At 34.2% G+C, this 19,499-nt stretch carries 15 protein-coding genes and 3 pseudogenes; 7 read left to right on the plus strand and 11 right to left on the minus strand.

Going from position 1 to position 19,499, the window contains the following annotated elements:
* The first annotated feature begins 34 nt into the window (after positions 1 to 34).
* The 4 genes from HMPREF2818_RS07445 (at position 35) to HMPREF2818_RS07460 (ending at position 3,466) form a co-directional block, all read left to right on the plus strand.
* Positions 35 to 367, plus strand: coding sequence for a putative DNA-binding protein (locus HMPREF2818_RS07445; RefSeq protein ID WP_000402075.1), 333 nt, complete (start codon positions 35 to 37; stop codon positions 365 to 367).
* Positions 368 to 384: 17 nt separating this feature from the next.
* Complete coding sequence (gene ffh, locus HMPREF2818_RS07450) at positions 385 to 1,950, plus strand: signal recognition particle protein (RefSeq protein WP_000863589.1); 1,566 nt, start codon at positions 385 to 387, stop codon at positions 1,948 to 1,950.
* 66 nt (positions 1,951 to 2,016) lie between these two features.
* Positions 2,017 to 2,703, plus strand: coding sequence for a SatD family protein (locus HMPREF2818_RS07455; RefSeq protein ID WP_000280305.1), 687 nt, complete (start codon positions 2,017 to 2,019; stop codon positions 2,701 to 2,703).
* Positions 2,693 to 3,466, plus strand: coding sequence for a DUF3307 domain-containing protein (locus HMPREF2818_RS07460; RefSeq protein ID WP_000622398.1), 774 nt, complete (start codon positions 2,693 to 2,695; stop codon positions 3,464 to 3,466). Before HMPREF2818_RS07455 ends, HMPREF2818_RS07460 begins: the two co-directional genes overlap by 11 nt.
* A gap of 32 nt (positions 3,467 to 3,498) precedes the next feature.
* On the opposite strand, the pseudogene HMPREF2818_RS10165 reads toward HMPREF2818_RS07460, so the two are convergent.
* A pseudogene (locus tag HMPREF2818_RS10165) lies at positions 3,499 to 5,093 on the minus strand (peptide ABC transporter substrate-binding protein).
* A gap of 194 nt (positions 5,094 to 5,287) precedes the next feature.
* On the opposite strand from HMPREF2818_RS10165, the gene xerS reads away from it, so the two are divergent.
* Positions 5,288 to 6,358 carry a tyrosine recombinase XerS gene (gene xerS / locus HMPREF2818_RS07470; protein ID WP_000817930.1) on the plus strand — a complete coding sequence of 357 codons (1,071 nt, stop codon included), beginning with the start codon at positions 5,288 to 5,290 and terminating at the stop codon, positions 6,356 to 6,358.
* A gap of 42 nt (positions 6,359 to 6,400) precedes the next feature.
* On the opposite strand, the gene HMPREF2818_RS07475 is transcribed toward xerS, so the two are convergent.
* The 5 genes and pseudogenes from HMPREF2818_RS07475 to HMPREF2818_RS07495 all read right to left on the minus strand — a co-directional run bounded on the left by HMPREF2818_RS07475 (position 6,401) and on the right by HMPREF2818_RS07495 (position 11,810).
* A complete protein-coding gene (locus HMPREF2818_RS07475) occupies positions 6,401 to 7,339 on the minus strand; it encodes a sensor histidine kinase (RefSeq protein WP_000620981.1) in 939 nt (312 codons plus the stop codon).
* Positions 7,336 to 8,003, minus strand: a pseudogene (locus HMPREF2818_RS07480) (winged helix-turn-helix domain-containing protein). The gene HMPREF2818_RS07475 and the pseudogene HMPREF2818_RS07480 overlap by 4 nt, the downstream one beginning before the upstream one ends.
* 109 nt (positions 8,004 to 8,112) lie before the next feature.
* Positions 8,113 to 10,068, minus strand: coding sequence for an FtsX-like permease family protein (locus HMPREF2818_RS07485; protein ID WP_000499547.1), 1,956 nt, complete (start codon positions 10,066 to 10,068; stop codon positions 8,113 to 8,115).
* Between the two features lies 1 nt (position 10,069).
* The gene (locus HMPREF2818_RS07490) at positions 10,070 to 10,822 is read right to left on the minus strand and encodes an ABC transporter ATP-binding protein (RefSeq protein ID WP_000923535.1); all 753 of its coding nucleotides are present in this window, start codon (positions 10,820 to 10,822) and stop codon (positions 10,070 to 10,072) included.
* A gap of 25 nt (positions 10,823 to 10,847) precedes the next feature.
* Complete coding sequence (locus HMPREF2818_RS07495; protein ID WP_001253125.1) at positions 10,848 to 11,810, minus strand: S41 family peptidase; 963 nt, start codon at positions 11,808 to 11,810, stop codon at positions 10,848 to 10,850.
* Between the two features lie 165 nt (positions 11,811 to 11,975).
* Here HMPREF2818_RS07495 and HMPREF2818_RS09975 point away from each other — a divergent pair.
* A pseudogene (locus tag HMPREF2818_RS09975) lies at positions 11,976 to 12,514 on the plus strand (PASTA domain-containing protein).
* Here the strand turns inward: HMPREF2818_RS09975 and HMPREF2818_RS07505 are convergent.
* The 4 genes from HMPREF2818_RS07505 to HMPREF2818_RS07520 form a co-directional block, all read right to left on the minus strand.
* Positions 12,494 to 13,342 (minus strand): MetQ/NlpA family ABC transporter substrate-binding protein, encoded by an 849-nt coding sequence (locus HMPREF2818_RS07505; RefSeq protein WP_000694285.1) that lies wholly within the window; start codon positions 13,340 to 13,342, stop codon positions 12,494 to 12,496. The pseudogene HMPREF2818_RS09975 and the gene HMPREF2818_RS07505 sit on opposite strands and share 21 nt — an antisense overlap.
* 132 nt (positions 13,343 to 13,474) lie before the next feature.
* Positions 13,475 to 14,218, minus strand: coding sequence for a GNAT family N-acetyltransferase (locus HMPREF2818_RS07510; RefSeq protein WP_000559005.1), 744 nt, complete (start codon positions 14,216 to 14,218; stop codon positions 13,475 to 13,477).
* Positions 14,219 to 14,295: 77 nt separating this feature from the next.
* Positions 14,296 to 15,630 (minus strand): methylenetetrahydrofolate--tRNA-(uracil(54)-C(5))-methyltransferase (FADH(2)-oxidizing) TrmFO, encoded by a 1,335-nt coding sequence (gene trmFO, locus HMPREF2818_RS07515; protein WP_000083753.1) that lies wholly within the window; start codon positions 15,628 to 15,630, stop codon positions 14,296 to 14,298.
* A gap of 113 nt (positions 15,631 to 15,743) precedes the next feature.
* Positions 15,744 to 16,442 carry a GntR family transcriptional regulator gene (locus HMPREF2818_RS07520; protein WP_000936161.1) on the minus strand — a complete coding sequence of 233 codons (699 nt, stop codon included), beginning with the start codon at positions 16,440 to 16,442 and terminating at the stop codon, positions 15,744 to 15,746.
* A gap of 212 nt (positions 16,443 to 16,654) precedes the next feature.
* Between HMPREF2818_RS07520 and guaA the strand changes: the two genes are divergently transcribed.
* Complete coding sequence (guaA, locus tag HMPREF2818_RS07525) at positions 16,655 to 18,217, plus strand: glutamine-hydrolyzing GMP synthase (RefSeq protein WP_000129872.1); 1,563 nt, start codon at positions 16,655 to 16,657, stop codon at positions 18,215 to 18,217.
* Between the two features lie 67 nt (positions 18,218 to 18,284).
* On the opposite strand, the gene HMPREF2818_RS07530 is transcribed toward guaA, so the two are convergent.
* Entirely contained in the window at positions 18,285 to 19,478 is a 1,194-nt protein-coding gene (locus HMPREF2818_RS07530) for a site-specific integrase (RefSeq protein WP_000237798.1), read from the minus strand.
* Positions 19,479 to 19,499 lie beyond the last annotated feature (21 nt).

Raw genomic sequence — 19,499 nt, forward strand, 5'->3', positions numbered from 1 at the left:
GCAAGCTGATAGGAAATTTGGTATAATAAAAGCTATGGAAATTGAAAAAACAAATCGTATGAATGCCCTTTTTGAGTTTTATGCGGCATTATTAACAGATAAACAAATGAATTATATCGAGTTATACTACGCCGATGACTACAGCCTTGCTGAAATAGCTGAAGAATCCGGTGTTAGCCGACAAGCTGTCTATGATAATATCAAACGAACTGAAAAAATTCTTGAGGCGTACGAAATGAAACTACATATGTATTCAGATTATATTGTCCGTAGTCAGATTTTTGATGACATTCTAGAAAAATATACCGATGATGCCTTTTTACAAGAAAAAATTTCCATTCTAAGTAGCATTGATAATAGAGATTAAATGAGGAGAAATAATTTATGGCTTTCGAAAGTTTAACAGAGCGCCTGCAAGGAGTTTTTAAAAATATTCGTGGTAAGAAAAAGTTATCTGAAAAAGATGTGCAAGAAGTCACCAAGGAGATTCGTCTAGCTCTTTTAGAAGCTGACGTTGCTCTTCCAGTTGTTAAAACCTTTATTAAACATGTTCGTGAACGTGCTGTTGGACATGAAATCATTGATACACTAGATCCTACGCAACAAATTGTTAAGATTGTCAATGAAGAGCTAACAGATTTATTAGGGGCTGAGACCTCTGAAATTGAAAAATCCCCTAAAATTCCAACCATCATTATGATGGTTGGTCTACAAGGTGCTGGTAAAACAACTTTTGCCGGTAAGTTAGCAAACAAACTAATCAAAGAAGACAATGCTCGTCCTATGATGATAGCAGCTGATATTTATCGACCAGCTGCTATTGATCAGTTAAAAACCCTTGGTAGCCAGATTAATGTTCCTGTCTTTGATATGGGAACTAACCATTCAGCAGTTGAGATTGTCACTAAAGGTTTAGAACAGGCTCGTGAAAATCGTAATGACTATGTTCTTATTGATACAGCCGGACGCCTACAAATTGATGCAACCCTTATGCAGGAATTGCATGATGTCAAAGCCATAGCTCAACCTAATGAAATACTCCTTGTCGTTGACAGCATGATTGGACAGGAAGCTGCAAATGTCGCTGAAGAATTTAACCGTCAGCTCAGCATTAGTGGTGTTGTTCTGACAAAGATTGACGGTGATACACGCGGTGGTGCTGCCCTTTCAGTACGCGAAATTACTGGAAAACCAATTAAATTTACAGGGACAGGGGAAAAAATCACTGATATTGAAACTTTCCATCCCGATCGTATGGCAAGCCGTATATTGGGGATGGGAGACCTGCTAACACTTATTGAGCGCGCTAGTCAAGAATACGACGAAAAACGTTCAATGGAATTAGCGGAGAAAATGCGTGAAAACACCTTTGACTTCAACGATTTTATTGATCAATTAGATCAAGTTCAAAATATGGGGCCAATGGAAGATCTCCTTAAAATGCTTCCAGGAATGGCTAACAATCCAGCAATGAAAAACTTCAAAGTGGATGAAAACGAAATTGCTCGCAAAAGAGCCATTGTGTCATCAATGACTCCAGAAGAGAGAGAAAATCCAGATCTCCTCAATCCAAGTCGTAGACGTCGTATTGCTGCTGGATCAGGTAATACTTTCGTTGATGTTAATAAATTCATTAAAGATTTTAACCAGGCAAAACAAATGATGCAAGGCGTGATGTCCGGTGATATGAATAAAATGATGAAAAAAATGGGAATTGATCCTAATAACCTCCCTAAAGATATGCCTGGAATGGACGGAATGGATATGTCTAATTTAGAAGGTATGATGGGGCAAAATGGCATGCCTGACTTATCTAGTTTAGGTGGCGATATGGACTTCAGCCAAATGTTTGGTGGTGGCTTAAAAGGAAAAGTAGGAGCCTTTGCAGCTAAACAATCAATGAAACGTATGGCTAATAAAATGAAGAAAGCTAAGAAGAAACGCAAATAAAAATGTCTATTTAAATAGACATTTTTATTTTTGTCTGCTATAATAGACAAAAAGGTGGTGATATTTATGTATTTAGCATTAATCGGTGATATCATTAATTCAAAACAGATACTTGAACGTGAAACTTTCCAACAGTCTTTTCAGCAACTAATGACCGAACTATCTGATGTATATGGTGAAGAGCTGATTTCTCCATTCACTATTACAGCTGGTGATGAATTTCAAGCTTTATTGAAACCATCAAAAAAGGTATTTCAAATTATTGACCATATTCAACTAGCTCTAAAACCTGTTAATGTAAGGTTCGGCCTCGGTACAGGAAACATTATAACATCCATCAATTTAAATGAAAGTATCGGTGCTGATGGTCCTGCCTACTGGCATGCTCGCTCAGCTATTAATCATATACATGATAAAAATGATTATGGAACAGTTCAAGTAGCTATTTGCCTTGATGATGAAGACCAAAACCTTGAATTAACACTAAATAGTCTCATTTCAGCTGGTGATTTTATCAAGTCAAAATGGACTACAAACCATTTTCAAATGCTTGAGCACTTAATACTTCAAGATAATTATCAAGAACAATTTCAACATCAAAAGTTAGCCCAACTGGAAAATATTGAACCTAGTGCGCTGACTAAACGCCTTAAAGCAAGCGGTCTGAAGATTTACTTAAGAACGAGAACACAGGCAGCCGATCTATTAGTTAAAAGTTGCACTCAAACTAAAGGGGGAAGCTATGATTTCTGATTTTTTAAGGGATAATCCAATCCTAACTTTATTATTTTGTGCACATTTTTTAGCTGACTTTCAGTGGCAAAGTCAATCCTTAGCAGATAGTAAATCACATAGTTGGAGGGGACTCTGGAGACATCTCTTGATTGTTTTCCTCCCCCTAGCAGCTTTAATGATATTGATACCAGAAACTACTTTGTTAAATTTAAGCATATGGGGAAGTCATATTGTTATTGATAGTATAAAGAAATTGAGTTACCCTTGGGTAGAGGAAGGGCATTTCCAAAAAGCAGCTTTTATTATAGACCAACTAGCCCACTATACTTGCATTATCGTTTTTTACCATGCGCTTCCTACATATTTACCGCCTAATCATTGGCTTTTGCCTATCAAGCACTTTATTGTCATAGCTCTGGTTTTTATCATTATCACCAAACCCATTAATATTGTGTTTAAAATTTTCTTTAATAAATTTCAAGCTAAAGAATTATCATCATTATTAACACAAGAAAAAACAAAAATAATGAAAGAAAAATCTGAAGATCATGAAGAAACAATTGAAGGAGCAGGAGCTATGATTGGTAATTTAGAGCGTCTAATTATGGCTATATTACTAATCTCAGGACAGTATGCTGCTATAGGTCTTGTTTTTACTGCAAAATCCATTGCACGTTACGATAAAATTTCTAAAAGTCAGGTTTTTGCCGAATATTATTTAATTGGATCATTGTTCTCAATTATAAGTGTTTTGATAACTCATTGGTTACTTTTGGTATAGAAAAGCGCTAGAAATATCCTAACGCTTTTCTTTTATTCTGTCTTATAAGCATAAGTAAAATCAACATTCAAACCAGTTGAATTTCTTACCAACCCCTTTAATTTAGAATTTTGGAGTCCTTTTTTCCCTAGGTAATAAACTGGGTTATAATATGATTGATCAAATAAAGCTTTTTCAGCAGTTTTGTAATCATTAGCGGCATCTCCTGGTTTCAAGGCGTCAGTAGTAATTGCCTTTTGATAGGCATTGTCATACTCTTTAGAAGAAAATTTACCATAATTATACGCAGAATTAGTCGTGAATAACCCATAGAAAGTTGATCCTTCTGGATAATCTCCTCCCCATGAGAAGAGCACGACATCAAAATTTTCATTTTTTGCATCTTCAAGGCGTTGCTTGAAAGTAACAAATTTTTCTTCAACAGTTAGACCAGGCAAAGCACTCTCCCATGTAGATTTCACATAGTCAACAGCATTTTTAGCTGCTGGAGAGTCCGAATCAGCTGTGATTGTTAACTTGAGAGATGACTGACCAACCTCAGCAAGACCTTCTTTAAAAAGTTTTTGAGCTTTACTTGTATTATACGTATAACCTGGGGCAGTATACTTGGAAAGATCCTCACCATTAGGTAATTTGGCTAATTTTTTAGGGACCAGAGATTCAGCAGGAGTTGAACCTGTATCAACTGCCGCTTTAACAACACCTTTACGATCAGTCGCTAAATTCAAAGCTTGCCTAATTTTCTGATTTGTCAATGCTTTAACCGAACCAGTTTGGTTATAAATAGCAGAAGTTCCTGATATTTCAGCAAAATCAATCTGACCTTGCTTGTACATTTGAACTGCAGTATCTGGTTTTTTGATAGTTTGAACTATGACACTATTTGTTTTAACATGTTTAGAATCCCAATAATATTTATTTTTGACTAATTTAAATTTACCATTTGAACCATTCCAATCCTTAACAAGGTAAGGACCTGAGTAAATTTGATTTTTTGATGTTGTACCATAATCTTTACCAACTTTTTCAACATACGATTGTTTTTGAGGCATAAAATTAGAGAAGGCTAAATAATATTTAAATTGAGGGCATGGACTTGTCAATTTAAAGGTCACTTGATTGCCTTTAGCTGTTACACCAAGTTTATTTAAATCTTTAATATCTCCAGAATTAATCTTATCAGCATTTAAAAGGTGCGATTCTGTCGCCAAGTAAGCATATTCAGATGCAGTTTTAGGATCAACTATTCTCCGCCATGTGTAAAAAAATCTTCAGCGCTTAGTTTGCTTCCATCTGACCATTTTAAATTATCACGAAGTGTAGCAGTATAAGTAAGACCATCAGAAGAAACGGATACTTTTTTAGCTAAATCGGGTTTTGGTTTGCCCTCTTTATCAATTCTAAGTAAATTGCTGCCTGAATTACCTATAGCTAAGTTTGAATAAGCATCTGTATTCTTTGAAATGTCCAATGTACTGATTTCAGTAGGAATATACCAATTAATAACTTTATTATCTCCAGAGTTCTTTGACTCATTACCACAGGCAACCAGGGTAACTGTGGTGGCTGTTAGAGTCGCCAAAGATATACCCAAAAACTTAAGTTTTTTTCTATTAAAACTAGACATAATACCAGTCCTCCTAAACCTTCTATTTAAACGATAATAAGTAATACTGATCATCATAAAGAATGGATATTTGATGTACTTACCGAATGAATTCCTGTTTTTAACTTTTAAACTTTCCGAAAAACTATAATTTTCTTGAAAGTTATAACAAGGTATGATATACTTCTATTTATAGATATATTGGAGATTTTATTATGAAACGTGAATTACTACTCGAAAAAATCGATGAACTAAAAGAAATTATGCCTTGGTATGTTCTAGAATACTATCAATCAAAGCTTTCTGTTCCTTATAGTTTCACAACGCTCTACGAATATTTAAAAGAATATAGACGTTTTCTTGAATGGTTATTGGATTCTGGTGTTGCTAATTGTCATCACATTGCAGAAATTGAGCTTTCAGTTTTAGAAAACCTTACTAAAAAAGATATGGAAGCTTTTATACTATATTTACGAGAACGCCCTTTATTAAATGCTAACACAAGGCAAAATGGGGTGTCTCAAACCACCATTAACAGAACTCTATCTGCCTTATCTAGTCTTTTCAAATACCTTACTGAAGAGGTTGAAAATGCTGACGGGGAGCCTTACTTTTATCGCAATGTCATGAAAAAAGTCTCAACCAAAAAGAAAAAGGAAACTTTAGCTTCTCGGGCAGAAAATATTAAACAAAAGTTATTTTTGGGCAATGAAACGATAGAATTCTTAGAGTATATAGATTGTGAATATCAAAACAAACTTTCCAAACGTGCTTTAGCTTTTTTCAACAAAAATAAAGAGAGAGATTTAGCTATTATTGCTTTGCTACTAGCTTCAGGGGTGCGTCTATCTGAGGCAGTAAACTTAGATTTAAAGGATATTAACCTTAATGTAATGGTTATTGATGTCACACGAAAAGGGGGGAAAAGGGACTCTGTCAATGTCGCTAGCTTTGCGAAGCCCTACCTTGCTAATTATTTAGACATCCGTAAAAATAGATACAAAGCAGAAAATCAGGACATTGCACTATTTTTATCAGAATACCGTGGGGTGCCAAATCGTATTGATGCTTCAAGTGTTGAGAAAATGGTCGCTAAATATTCCCAGGATTTTAAGGTTCGTGTAACACCTCATAAACTAAGGCATACTCTTGCTACTAGGCTATATGATGCTACAAAATCTCAAGTATTAGTTAGCCACCAATTAGGTCATGCTTCCACTCAAGTTACTGACCTATATACCCATATTGTTAACGATGAACAAAAGAACGCTTTAGATAAACTATAGTAACATAAATAAAGTTATGTAAATATTTTATTTTACATAACTTTATTTATGTATAGAAACGGCAGTCCCATAATTAATTTTGCTATCCACCGAAATGGACAAATTCAGACTAGATAAGACTTCTTTTGTCATATATAACCCCATGCCTGTTGCCTTTTGGTGCTCATGACCGTTGTAACCCGTAAAGCCATCTTCAAAAAGTCTAGGGATATCTTCTTCGAGTATGCCGATACCGTAGTCTTGTATTCTAATACTCTCTTCTCCTATGCTTATTATTATCTTTGACTCAGGATTAGAATATTTTATGGCATTATCTAGCACCTGTGAAAGAGCAAAAGTTAACCACTTTTTGTCTGTTTTCCAGATATTATCGCCTTCAATTATGATAGATAAGCTTTTGGATAGACAAATAACCTTATACGATTTTATAATTTCTACTACTACTTCTCTAAGGCTAACAGCTTCAAAACGAAAATCGTCACGATATTGTCTAAATTTCAAAAATGCTAACAACGTTTCAAGATAATGTTGCAATTTCAATAATTGTTGTTCAACTTCCTTAGGATCGAGATGATTTGTCTGGGCCATTAATGAAATAGCTGCCAATGGAACTTTCATTTGGTGCGACCACATCTTTATCATAAGTGCAACATGATTGGTTTGTTCAATTGTTTCAGAAACTTTTTGCGCTTCTCTAGCTTCTAATTGTGTAATAATATTAAAATAAGCGTAATCACTCGGTTGAAGTTCGAAAGAGGGGTCCTGACTACTATTAAAATATTTGAGATGTAACATTTTTTTCCTGTAACGACTGTATTGCCAAATACTAATTCCTAGTAAAACAATAACATTTAAACCTAAGGAATTAAACAAATAGGGCATTGGTAAATGATATAGATAGAAACTAATAAAAAATAGGACAAACATCATGATATATAAAATATACCAAATCAAGTGTTCTCTTAAAAACTGGCGTATCATTGTAGTAAATACCCAACTCCTCTCACTGTATGAATGTAATCAAAACCTATTGGGACAATTTTTTTACGTAAGCGTGTCATATTAACATTAAGTGTATTTTGATCAATAAAACTATCATTTTCCCAAAGTTTCTCTAATAGAGACTCTTTTGAGACTACTTGTTTAGGATGCATGAGCAAGATAGATAGGATTTTATTTTCTGTTGGCGATAAAATAACCTCTTTATCTTGGCTAGACAATAACCCTTCTCTTGTCAACGTAAATCCCCCAAAAGTTAATTCCTGTTGGATAAATTGTTGACTTCTCCTTAAAATAGCAGTTAGCTTAGCATCTAATACAGCTAGAGAGAATGGTTTTGAAATAAAGTCATCCCCCCCATATTTAATGCCATAACCATATCCATTTCATCATTACTAGATGAAATGAAAATAATAGGAATTGTTAAAAACTTACGCAATTCTGCAGTCCAGTAAAAACCATTAAAATAGGGTAACGTAATATCCATTAGTATCAAATCGGGTTGAAATGCGATAATTTCTTGTTTCACATCACGAAAATTGCTGACACTAGAGACATGATAGCTAGCTGATAAATGATCTTTTAAAAGTGACACAATCGTCATATCATCTTCTACAATATAAATTTTTCCTTGCTCTTGTGACATATCCCCTCCTAAAATAGTACGAAATCTCTTTCTTTCATTTAGTATAACAAATTTTTTAGTCTATCGGTTTCTATTAATGCAAAAGGATTGGTAAAATAACCAATCCTTTTTAGCGTTCAATAATATGATAATAAGTTCGACTAGTTATACGGTAAATGATAAAGTAAATTATAGAAATCGCAAGTACTGTCAAACCACTTACTACATATACGATTGTTGAGTTAAGCACCCCAAATACCAAAAGCATCTGTTTTAGCATTGGAATAGCAACTCCAAAGTGAATAACTGCTACCACTAAAGGTTGGAAGAAGAAAATCATAATTTGAGAATTAATAGTCCGTTTAACTAATTTTTTGCTCATACCTACTTCTTGTAAGATACGATAAGATCTCTTATCTTCATGACCTTCTGAGTATTGCTTATAGTAAACAATTAGAGCTATACCTAGCAAAAAGCTTATACCTAACAGAAATCCAGTAAATAATAACCCACCAAACATTTGATAACCTTCTTTTAGAAAACTCTGTTTAGTGCTAATATTTCCAACATACTTACCATCTACCTCTATTATGTCGTTTTTAGAAATTGAATTTATCTCTTGACTATTCAAATCCAAATATGCCTTAAAGGTTTTTGGAAAAGTATTGATGTTCTTAGTATAAGGTAAATATGCTTTTCTAATATTGTCAATTTGTTTGTTGTTTGCAAATATAATTAAACCCGGGTTATAAGTATTTGTAGTCTCTGGAACATAAGCCTCTTTTAAATTTTTTACAACGTCAAATTTATTTCCCAATAGATTTATTTTTTTCAAACGACTATCACCTTTTTGAACAAAGTAAGCCACTTGGTTATCTTTTAATTTTGGTAATCGGTGACCTAAACGACGGAAATCATTCTGAGTAATTAGGTACATAAAACCCGTTTTTGTGATATCAACATGTTTGACGTTTTTAGATGTGATATTAAGTTCACTTGATTGACTAACTGGCATTGAAATCATTGTCTGATTATAAGTGATAGCTTCCTTAGATGACTTACCTAGTTTCTTCAAAATCTTTTCTTCAAATATATTTTTCGCGTCACCTTTTGAATTATCTATTGATAAACTTACTGATTTTGGAAATAGTCCGGTAACAACATTTTGTGTATTTGAATAGAGTGAGACTGTTGTAGCAATAGTAACTAGAGCCATAACAGCTAATAAAGTGATACTTGCCAACCCCACTGCATTTTGCTTCATTCGAAAAATCATTTGCGAAGTTGATACAAAATGCTCAGATTTATAATAATAATGCTTGTTTTGACGTAACCTTTTTAAGTACCATGTCATAAAACTAATATAAAAAAGATAAGTACCAGCAATAACTAAAAGTACTGCAAAGAAGAAACGATAGATAACAGCTAATGCAGGTGCTTTACCTGAAGTAAGAGCCATTGTATAAGCGATGGCGATAGCTACTAACGCTAAAATTGCAAATATAAGATTACCTTTTGGTTCTTTTTCTCCCTGTTGTTTCTTCCTAAAGAGACTTAATGGGGATGATAAATGAACATGTCGAATAACTGGAACTTCTAAAGTCAGAAAAATACCTGTAAATATAACAATACAAATAATAAATGGCCATAAACTTAAACTAAGATTTAGTGCATGATAGTTAATAATGTTGACAAAAATTAAATAAATAAATTTAGCAAAAAAAGCACTAAACAAACTTCCTATAGAAATAAGAAATATATAAATAATAAACAGCTCTAGACTAGCTACACGCGCAACTTGACGTTTATTCATCCCCAAAATGTTATACAGTCCAAATTCACTACTACGCTGTTTCATCAAGATATTGTAGCTATAATGTTCCATGACTACCGCAAAGATTGACAAAACAATCACTCCAAGAAAAAGAACCGTTGCCGCTGTCCCCATATCTCTTCCAACAGCACTCATTAAGATTAGTAGCGTAGAACAAGTCAATGAATAAAGTAATAAACTGGCTAAGAGGAATGGTATGTACTGGTCTATAGAATGTTTTAAATTATGCCAGGCTATTTTGAGATAAAACATATTATTCACCCCCTAATATGGCAGACATTGTTAAAGAAATATCTTTATTGAATTCGCTATTATTCTTATTACCACGATAAAGTTGGTGAAAAATACGTCCATCTTTGATAAATAAAACGCGTTTGGCATGACTAGCAGCATTTGCTGAATGGGTTACCATCAAAATAGTTTGTCCATCCAAGTTAATAGTTTCAAATAAATTCAGCAAGTCTTCTGAATTACGGTAATCTAACGCTGCTGTTGGTTCATCTGCTAATAAAATTTGAGGGTTGGTTATCAAACTACGAGCAATCGCTACACGTTGCTTTTGACCACCAGAAAGCTCGAAAGGTCTCTTATCTAATAAGTCATCAATTCTCAGATGAGAAGATAATTCTGACAAACGATGATCCATTTCTTTGTAACGTTTACGATCAAGAACTAAAGGAAGATAGATATTATCTCTTACAGAGAGAGTATCCAAAAGGTTGAAGTCCTGAAAGACGAAACCAAGATTTTTCAAACGAAAACTCGCTAATTTTGCCTCTTTAATTTTCGTAATATCTTCCCCATTTAAAATCACTTGTCCATTTGTCGGTTTTTCTAAAGTAGCTAAAATATTTAGCAGAGTTGTTTTTCCCGAACCAGACTCTCCCATAATAGCAATGAATTCCCCTTGTTCAACTTTAAAATCGACGTCTTGTAGAGCCCTTGTCTCTTCTTTTGAAAAACGTGTACGAAAAACTTTTTCTAAGTGATTGATTTCTAATAACATATAATTCTCCTTTATTTATTATACCCTAATTTTGATTGATTCTACTCTTTAACCAAGACTGTGACTCTTGTAAAGGAAGGCTGGTTACTTGATCTGGTAAGATAGGGGTGTTCTCGTATTTATATCCTTGTCGATCACTAACTATTCCTGTAGTTAAAGCTAATCTAGCACCGTCGTAAAGCATGAAAGTTTCATTAACAGTCGTATATCCTGCTGTGGCTTGACCAAAGCTTTTAACATTAGGTAATCCTTTAAATGATAAAAAAGTCATTTCTGCCGAACTAGCAGTTTTATGATTAGTTATAATAGCGATTGGAACATGCTTAGTATTGATTGTTTTCCTAGATATTTTTAATGCTTCTAGCGGTATATTTTTCATCGTGATTGTTTTCTTATTTCCATACTTATCAGTATAATGAAATAGGGTATCATTTGGTAAAATAGAGGCTAACCCCCCAATCATAGGGATCATATTGCCGCCAGTATTATTCGATAAGTCTAAAATGAGTCCCTTATAACTTTTTTCCATCAATATATTTTGTAATTTACCACTATAATGGCTAATAGATCGTTTATCTAACTTACTTATAGAAGGAATAGTAATTAAGAGAATGTCTTCGTTTAATCTTCGATATTCTGGATATCGACTATCTAGGGTATCTCTTCGTACAGTCTCTTTGGATAATATTTGACTATGTTTACCTCCTCCATACCGTACTGCTTCCTGTACAATGTTGCGACTCTCTTGGTAAGATTTTGACGTTTTCAACTTTTTTTCTGATCGTTGTCTTATAATTTGCCATTGACGACCTTGCGAATACAAACCACGCTGTTCAACACGATCTAAAATAACACGTCCATAACGTTCGCTACTAGGAGGTAATAGATAAATATTTAATGCTGAACCATAATAATGAACTACCACTCCTAAAATTCCTAAAACTATAAGCATTGGAACTACAAAAAGTAAAACTATTTTTCGCCGCATCTCTTGCTCCCCCTTTCTCTTTAAGTCTATTATATGGCAAAATAGATTACTATAACCTTACATCTTAAGACCTATTTCTTACAAATTTGAAAGTTTTAAAAGCTTTATAAACTATAATTTTGATATAATATCTTACATAACAAATGGAAAGTACGGTGAAAATATATGGCCAAGACAAGTAAAAAATTGACAAAATCTTTAGGGCCTATTGGTAAATTAATTTCAATAATCCCTGACACAACTGAACTTATTGGAAAAGCAATTGATAATTCTCGTCCAATTATTGAAAAAGAACTTGATCGTCGTCATGAAAAAAACAGACTTATACTCAGCTTGATAATGTAGTACACCTTGATATCAATGATGCGCAAGTTTACTTAGAGCAACGCCATTTTAATGTATCAAGGATTGTTGCTGAACCAAATTCAAAGTGGGCAACCCTACATCCTAATCAAGTTGTGAATATGTCGCCTAAAGCTGGTAGGGTCAGAATCGGTTCATTAGTGAAGTTGTACTATATTACAGAGGATATCCTTGAAGAAAGTAAGACACTACTTTTATCTAAATCCGAAAAAAGTAAAGCACGACAACAACGGTTAACAGAAGTATTGAGTACCCCTAGTCAATTACTCAAAAAAATCGAAATAAATAAGCATGATCGAATTGACCATGCTTATTTATTTTTACCAAACAGGTTGATCTAAACCTTGAGATGTTTTTTCGATAACTTTTTTAACCGCATCTGTATGGTAAGCTTTCACAACTTCTTTAATGGCTTTAGCTTTTGATTTGTCTTGCCAACCTTTTTGAGCAACTAAAAGGTTGTACCATTGTTTTGCATTTTTACTTTTTGGTTCAATAAAAATAGCTGATTTAGGACTTATTCCTGCTTCTGTCACAAAATCATTATTAATAACTGCTGCATCTGTGGAATCCAAAGAACGTGCGGTCTGTGCTGCATCTACTTCTTTTAAATCTAAAGATTTAGGATTGGAAACAACATCTGACATTGTTGCTAATGTATCACCTGATACTTTCAATTTTAGCAAGCCTGCTGATTGTAACAAGTAGAGAGAGCGACTTTCGTTAACTGCATCGTTTGGGATAGTAATAGTTGCTTTATTTGGAATTTCAGAAACTGTTTGGTATTTACCTTTACCGTTCTTAGTACCAGAGTATAATCTAAAGGAAGTAAAGTATGTCTCAGCAACGGAAACAAGATTGGTCTTATTTGCTTTATTCCAATTGTTTAAGTAATTATAATGCTGGAAAGCATTAATATCAATCTCATCACTTTCTAAAGCTTTATTAGGTTGTGTATAATCTGTGAATTCCGTAAATTTTAGCTTAACGCCTTTTTTCTTAACTAATTCTTCGATTTTATCCCAACGAGCTTTTTCAGTTTTACTCTTTACCATTGTTCCAACTCTAACGACTTTGGCGTCTTCATTTTTAGACTGACCACAGGCTCCTAGAATAAGTGCTGAAATTACTACTGTTGTCGTTAATCCTAATAGCTTTTTGATTTTCATAATTTATTTCTCCTTTGATATGGTTGTATGATTAATCAACTGATATTAGTGTAACAAAAAGCTAATGGATAAAAAAATACTTATTATCAATCAAGAGATATAGCTTTTAACTATATCATTTCTTTTATAATTTTACTTTCGAGGGCTCCGTAAAGCGGTCCAATAATAGGCGACTTCCTCATAACCTTGGTGCTCATACATTTTTCTGTTTTCTTCTTCTGAAATTAAGATAACTTTCTTAAACCCCCTACTTGCATCAAATTGTAGGCGCGTACCAATTCCTTGTCCTCTGTAGGATTCTTGGACATAAAAATCATCTATTTCCACGTATTCACCATAGTCCCAAGCTGTTACATCTCCAATAATTTGATTATCTTTAATAGCTAGGTAAACTTTAGCATTATTATTTAAAAGATTAGCACGATTATCATTATACATTTGCTTAGCGTAAGTTTCTCCGTAAACTATACTTTGTTCATATTTGAACTTTAGGTATTTTTCTAGGTAATTTTCATTAAGTTTAGTAAATGTGATGTCATCAAATTCTTTTTCAAAAAGTTTAAGATGATTTAATGAATTTGTAAATATGATATGTTTCTCTGATTCAAAGCCTTGTTGTGATAAAGTTCTCTGTAATTCACTGCTCAATTCAGCATTTTCCTCAAAAAACACAAAAGCAAAATCAGACTGATAATCTTTTTGTTCATCTGCTAAATAGATCATATCCTGTAAAAACTCACTTACTGTAGGCATTATTTTGTAGCTAATATAGTTTGAAAAATAACGCTCTGAAGTGATTATATTCTTAAAATGTTTATACCGATTAGTTTCCAAATAAGGTTTTTCGGATGACTCAAGTAATTCTTTATAGTGCATATTTACTCCATTCATACATTTTTAAAAATCAATATAGAAAATTTGACCTTGCTTGTTGGCAAAGTCAAATGAATATATCAATAGTTGAGAAATTTTTCTAAATCTTTCAAAGCTCGTGTAGCAATAGCTTCATAACGCTCTTTCTTATCACGGATTCGTGGGCCTTCTAATTCTTTGATGATACCAAAGTTAACATTCATTGGTTGGAAATGTTTGCTGTCTGTATGTGTAATATAATGTGGCAGTGCACCAATAGCAGTAGTTTGTGGGAAAACTACTTCACTCTCCCCATTAAAGCGACGGGCAGCATTGATTCCCGCTACAAGACCACTTGCTGCCGATTCTACATAACCTTCAACACCGGTCATTTGTCCAGCAAAGAAAAGATTTGGGTTCTTACGTGTAGCAAAGGTTTGGTCTAAAAGATTTGGTGAATCCATATAAGAATTGCGATGCATAACACCATACCGGACAAATTCAGCATTTTCAAGACCAGGAATCATTTGAAATACACGTTTTTGTTCTCCCCACTTAAGATGAGTTTGGAAACCAACTATGTTATAAAGAGAGCCTGCAGCATTATCTTGACGTAATTGAACAACAGCATATGGTGTTTTAAATTCACCATCTCGCGGTCCTTTGTAGTCCTCAGGATACTCCAAACCAACTGGTTTCATTGGACCATAAAGCATCGTTTTAATACCACGCTTAGCCATCACTTCGATAGGCATACAACCTTCGAAGTATTTTTCTTTCTCAAAAGAATTTAGTGGTGCTTCCTCTGCTGTAGTTAAAGCTTCGTGAAATGCCATAAATTCTTCTTTGGTCATTGGACAATTTAGATAAGCTGCTTCACCTTTGTCATACCTAGACTTAAGGTAAACTTTATTCATGTCAATCGTATTTTTATCGACAATTGGAGCGGCGGCATCGTAAAAATAAAAACCGTCACCACCATTAAGTTCATGAATTTTAGCTGCCAGACTATCACTTGTTAATGGTCCTGTAGCGATAACTGTAATAGCATCTCCAGGGATATCTGTGATTTCATCACGAATTACTTCGATTAATGGATGTTTATGGATTTCCTCAGTAACAGCTTCAGAATAACCTTCTCTATCAACGGCCATGGCTCCACCTGCTGGAACTCGATGTGCCTCCCCATTTCTCATAATGATAGAATCCAAACGACGCATTTCTTCTTTTAAAAGACCAACTGCATTTGTTAGAGAATCACCGCGGAATGAATTGGAACATACTAATTCTGCAAAATTATCTGTTTTATGTTGAGGGGTTGATTTAACCCCACGCATTTCATAAAGCTTAACTGGTATTCCACGTTTAGCAATTTGATAAGCTGCTTCAGAACCAGCCAAACCAGCGCCGATAACATTAATGTAAGATTGAGACATGAACTAATACCTCTTGAAAGTAGTCAACTACTTCCTCAAATCTTTCTATATAATTTATTTTTCCATTATAACATACATAGCTACTTCTTCAAAAAACGTTATTCATTAAACTACTAGTTATTCTCTAAATAAAACTCAAAACGATCTCCAACATATTGCCCATGAACATATTCAAAAGGCTTACCATCAGTAAAGTATGAAACTTGTGTCAATGCCAAAATAGCATGGCCTGCGTTAACTTCTAAATGCGAAGCAACACGTTCACTAGCATTTCTAGCATATATAGTTTGTTGGCTTTTCCCAATTTCGTAGCCATTCTCTGTTAAGGTTTTAAAGAAATGTTCTGTAACCTCTGATTGTTCAAAACCTTTAATTAAATTCTCTGGTATAGAGGCTATCTCATAAACCAACGGTACCTTATCAGCATAACGTACCCTTTCCATACGAACCACATAATCTGACTGTGATAAATTTAATTTTTGAATTTCGGTTTCATTTGCTAGTTTTCTTTGAAATGAGATTAGTTTACTGGATGGCTTACGCCCTTGAGAATTGACAATTTCTGTAAAACTAGTTGTTCCCCGCATTTTTTCTTGAACACGATGACTAGCAACATAGGTGCCACTACCAACTCGTCTCTCCAAAATACCTTCTTCAACTAACAATGTAATTGATTGGCGAAGTGTCATACGACTTACACTATAATCATCCGCTAAATCTCTTTCGCTAGGTAACCGCTGCCCAATCTTCCAAGTCCCTTTATCGATTTCCTTTTTAATAGCGTCGTGAATTTTAATATATGCTGGTAACAATATTCTCTCCTCCTAGAATCTACACTTCATTTTACCATACTTCTATATATTTCTAACTCTAAAATCGTGAAATAATTCAGAAAAATCATAAGCAATATTTCTTGATAAGAAAGCGTTTAATCAATTATTTTAATGATGTTAATTTATATAAAATATGCTAAAATGGTATAGGTACAGCTGTTTTTAAAATTAGCTACAAAGAAAGGGAAACAATGACTGATATTTCTATATTGAATGATATCCAAAAAATTATCGTTCTAGATTACGGTAGTCAATATAACCAGCTTATCGCACGTCGTATCCGTGAATTTGGTGTATTTTCTGAGTTAAAATCACATAAAATTACGGCTGATGAAATTCGCGATATTAATCCTATTGGTATCGTACTTTCAGGTGGTCCAAATTCCGTATACGCTGATGGCGCTTTTGGAATCGATGAAGAAATTTTTGAATTAGGAATTCCAATCTTAGGAATTTGTTATGGTATGCAACTGATTACCCATAAACTCGGTGGTAAGGTTCTTCCTGCGGGAGAAGCTGGTCATCGTGAGTATGGTCAATCAGCACTTCGCCTACGCTCAGAATCAGCACTCTTTGCTGGCACTCCTCAAGAACAACTTGTTTTGATGAGCCATGGTGATGCTGTCACTGAAATTCCTGAGGGTTTCCATCTCGTTGGTGACTCTGTTGACTGTCCATTTGCTGCAATGGAAAATACTGAAAAACAATTTTATGGTATCCAATTCCACCCCGAAGTTCGTCACTCAGTATATGGCAATGATATCCTTAAAAATTTTGCTGTTAATATCTGTGGCGCACGTGGTGATTGGTCAATGGATAACTTCATTGATATGGAAATTGCAAAAATACGTGAAACTGTAGGCGATCGTAAAGTACTTCTTGGACTATCTGGCGGTGTTGATTCATCTGTTGTCGGAGTACTCCTACAACGTGCTATCGGTGATCAATTAACATGTATTTTTGTAGATCATGGTTTATTACGTAAAAATGAAGGTGACCAAGTTATGGATATGCTTGGTGGTAAATTTGGACTTAATATTATCCGTGTTGATGCTTCAAAACGCTTCCTAGACCTTCTTTCTGGTGTTGAAGATCCCGAGAGAAAACGAAAAATCATCGGAAATGAGTTCGTGTACGTTTTTGATGATGAGGCAAGTAAACTTAAAGGCGTTGATTTCCTTGCTCAAGGTACCCTCTACACAGATATTATTGAATCTGGGACAGAAACAGCCCAAACAATCAAGTCACACCATAATGTTGGTGGATTGCCAGAAGATATGCAATTTGAATTGATTGAGCCACTTAACACATTATTCAAAGATGAGGTTCGCGCTCTTGGTACTGCACTTGGAATGCCTGATGAAGTTGTATGGCGTCAACCATTCCCTGGACCTGGTCTTGCTATTCGCGTTATGGGTGAAATTACCGAAGAAAAACTTGAAACAGTCCGCGAATCAGATGCTATTCTTCGTGAAGAAATCGCTAAAGCTGGTCTAGATCGTGACGTATGGCAGTATTTCACAGTTAATACTGGCGTACGTTCTGTCGGTGTTATGGGAGATGGTCGTACTTATGACTATACAATTGCTATCCGTGCAATTACTTCAATTGATGGCATGACAGCTGATTTTGCGCAACTTCCTTGGGATGTACTTAAGAAAATTTCGACACGTATTGTTAACGAAGTTGATCACGTTAACCGTATTGTTTATGATATCACAAGTAAACCACCTGCAACTGTTGAGTGGGAGTAGTTGTAGGAGAGCCAGAAATCCTTGTTTATCAAGGGTTTCTGGCTCTTCTTATTTTTTTACTGCACTTTTATTGCACTTTTTTCATTTCTTTGTTTCGCAAGTAGTCTACAGTAAATTGATTCTTTGGTGAAGTATCATAATTTTGTTTTGCTTCTTTAAAGGAAATGGCTCCATTTAATTTGTTAGCTACCTCAAAATTACTGTTAGGATAAAGATGTCCATACGTTCCTAAAGTCGTCTCAATATCTTCATGTCCTAAACGGTCTTTAATGATGAGTGGGTTTTCTCCCATACTGATTAACAAGGAAGCATGCGAATGCCGTAAACCATGAATTCTGATTCGATGAATACTAGCCAGCTTAGCATAGCGTTCAATAGCATGTGCTAGCGTATGTTTTTGGGTAGGAATACCGTTATAGCTCATTACAAAGTCTGTCTGAATTAGATTTTGTTGTGCTTTCTTCCATTCGGATAGATAATTTAGAGTACATTCATCTAATACAATATGACGAACACTCGCCTTTGTTTTTGGTTCAACAAATCTATAATCCGATTGATTCTTGTAATAAAGTGTTTTGTTGATGGTTAGTACTCCAGAGTCAAAATCAATATCTTCCCATTGAATGGCAGTAGCTTCACCAATTCGCATTCCAGTCATAAATAAAAACCACAGAGAGATAAATAAAAAGTGTTGATAGTAATCTTCTTTATAAATTAGAGAGATTACTTTTTCAAATTCTTCTTTTGTCCAAAATTCAATTTTAGACTTTTGCTTTTTCACATTGCCAATAATCTTAGATGGATTTGTGGTGGTTATCCCAAGGACAATTGCTCGATCCATAGCAACTGAAAATAGTCCTTGAACAGCTCTCACATAAGAAGACTTACATTTCTTTGATAATTTTAGTTGCCAATTTTGCACATCAATAGGCTCAATATCGGAAACAGCCATTTTATCAAAATAAGAGAAATGTTTCTTAATAGTTGGTAAGCGATTTTCATATGTTCTGAGCTTTACCTGTGTCTTATACCATGGAAGAAAAATTTCAAAGATATAATGATTAAACGTCATTTTATCCTTATTCTCACTTAATTCTTCTGGTTTCATCAGTAGTAGTTTTGAATATTCTTCTCTTGCTTCTTTTTTAGTAGTGAATCCACTACGATATTTTTGAATTTTTTTTCCTTTAGAATCATAACCTAGATTTGCACGAAAATAATAGGTTCCATTCTTTGCTTTTTTTATTGGGTCTTTAACCATAGTTTTTACTCCTTACTGTGC

It is taken from the genome of Streptococcus sp. HMSC076H09, from assembly GCF_001811765.1.
Taxonomy (GTDB): Bacteria; Bacillota; Bacilli; order Lactobacillales; family Streptococcaceae; genus Streptococcus; species Streptococcus agalactiae.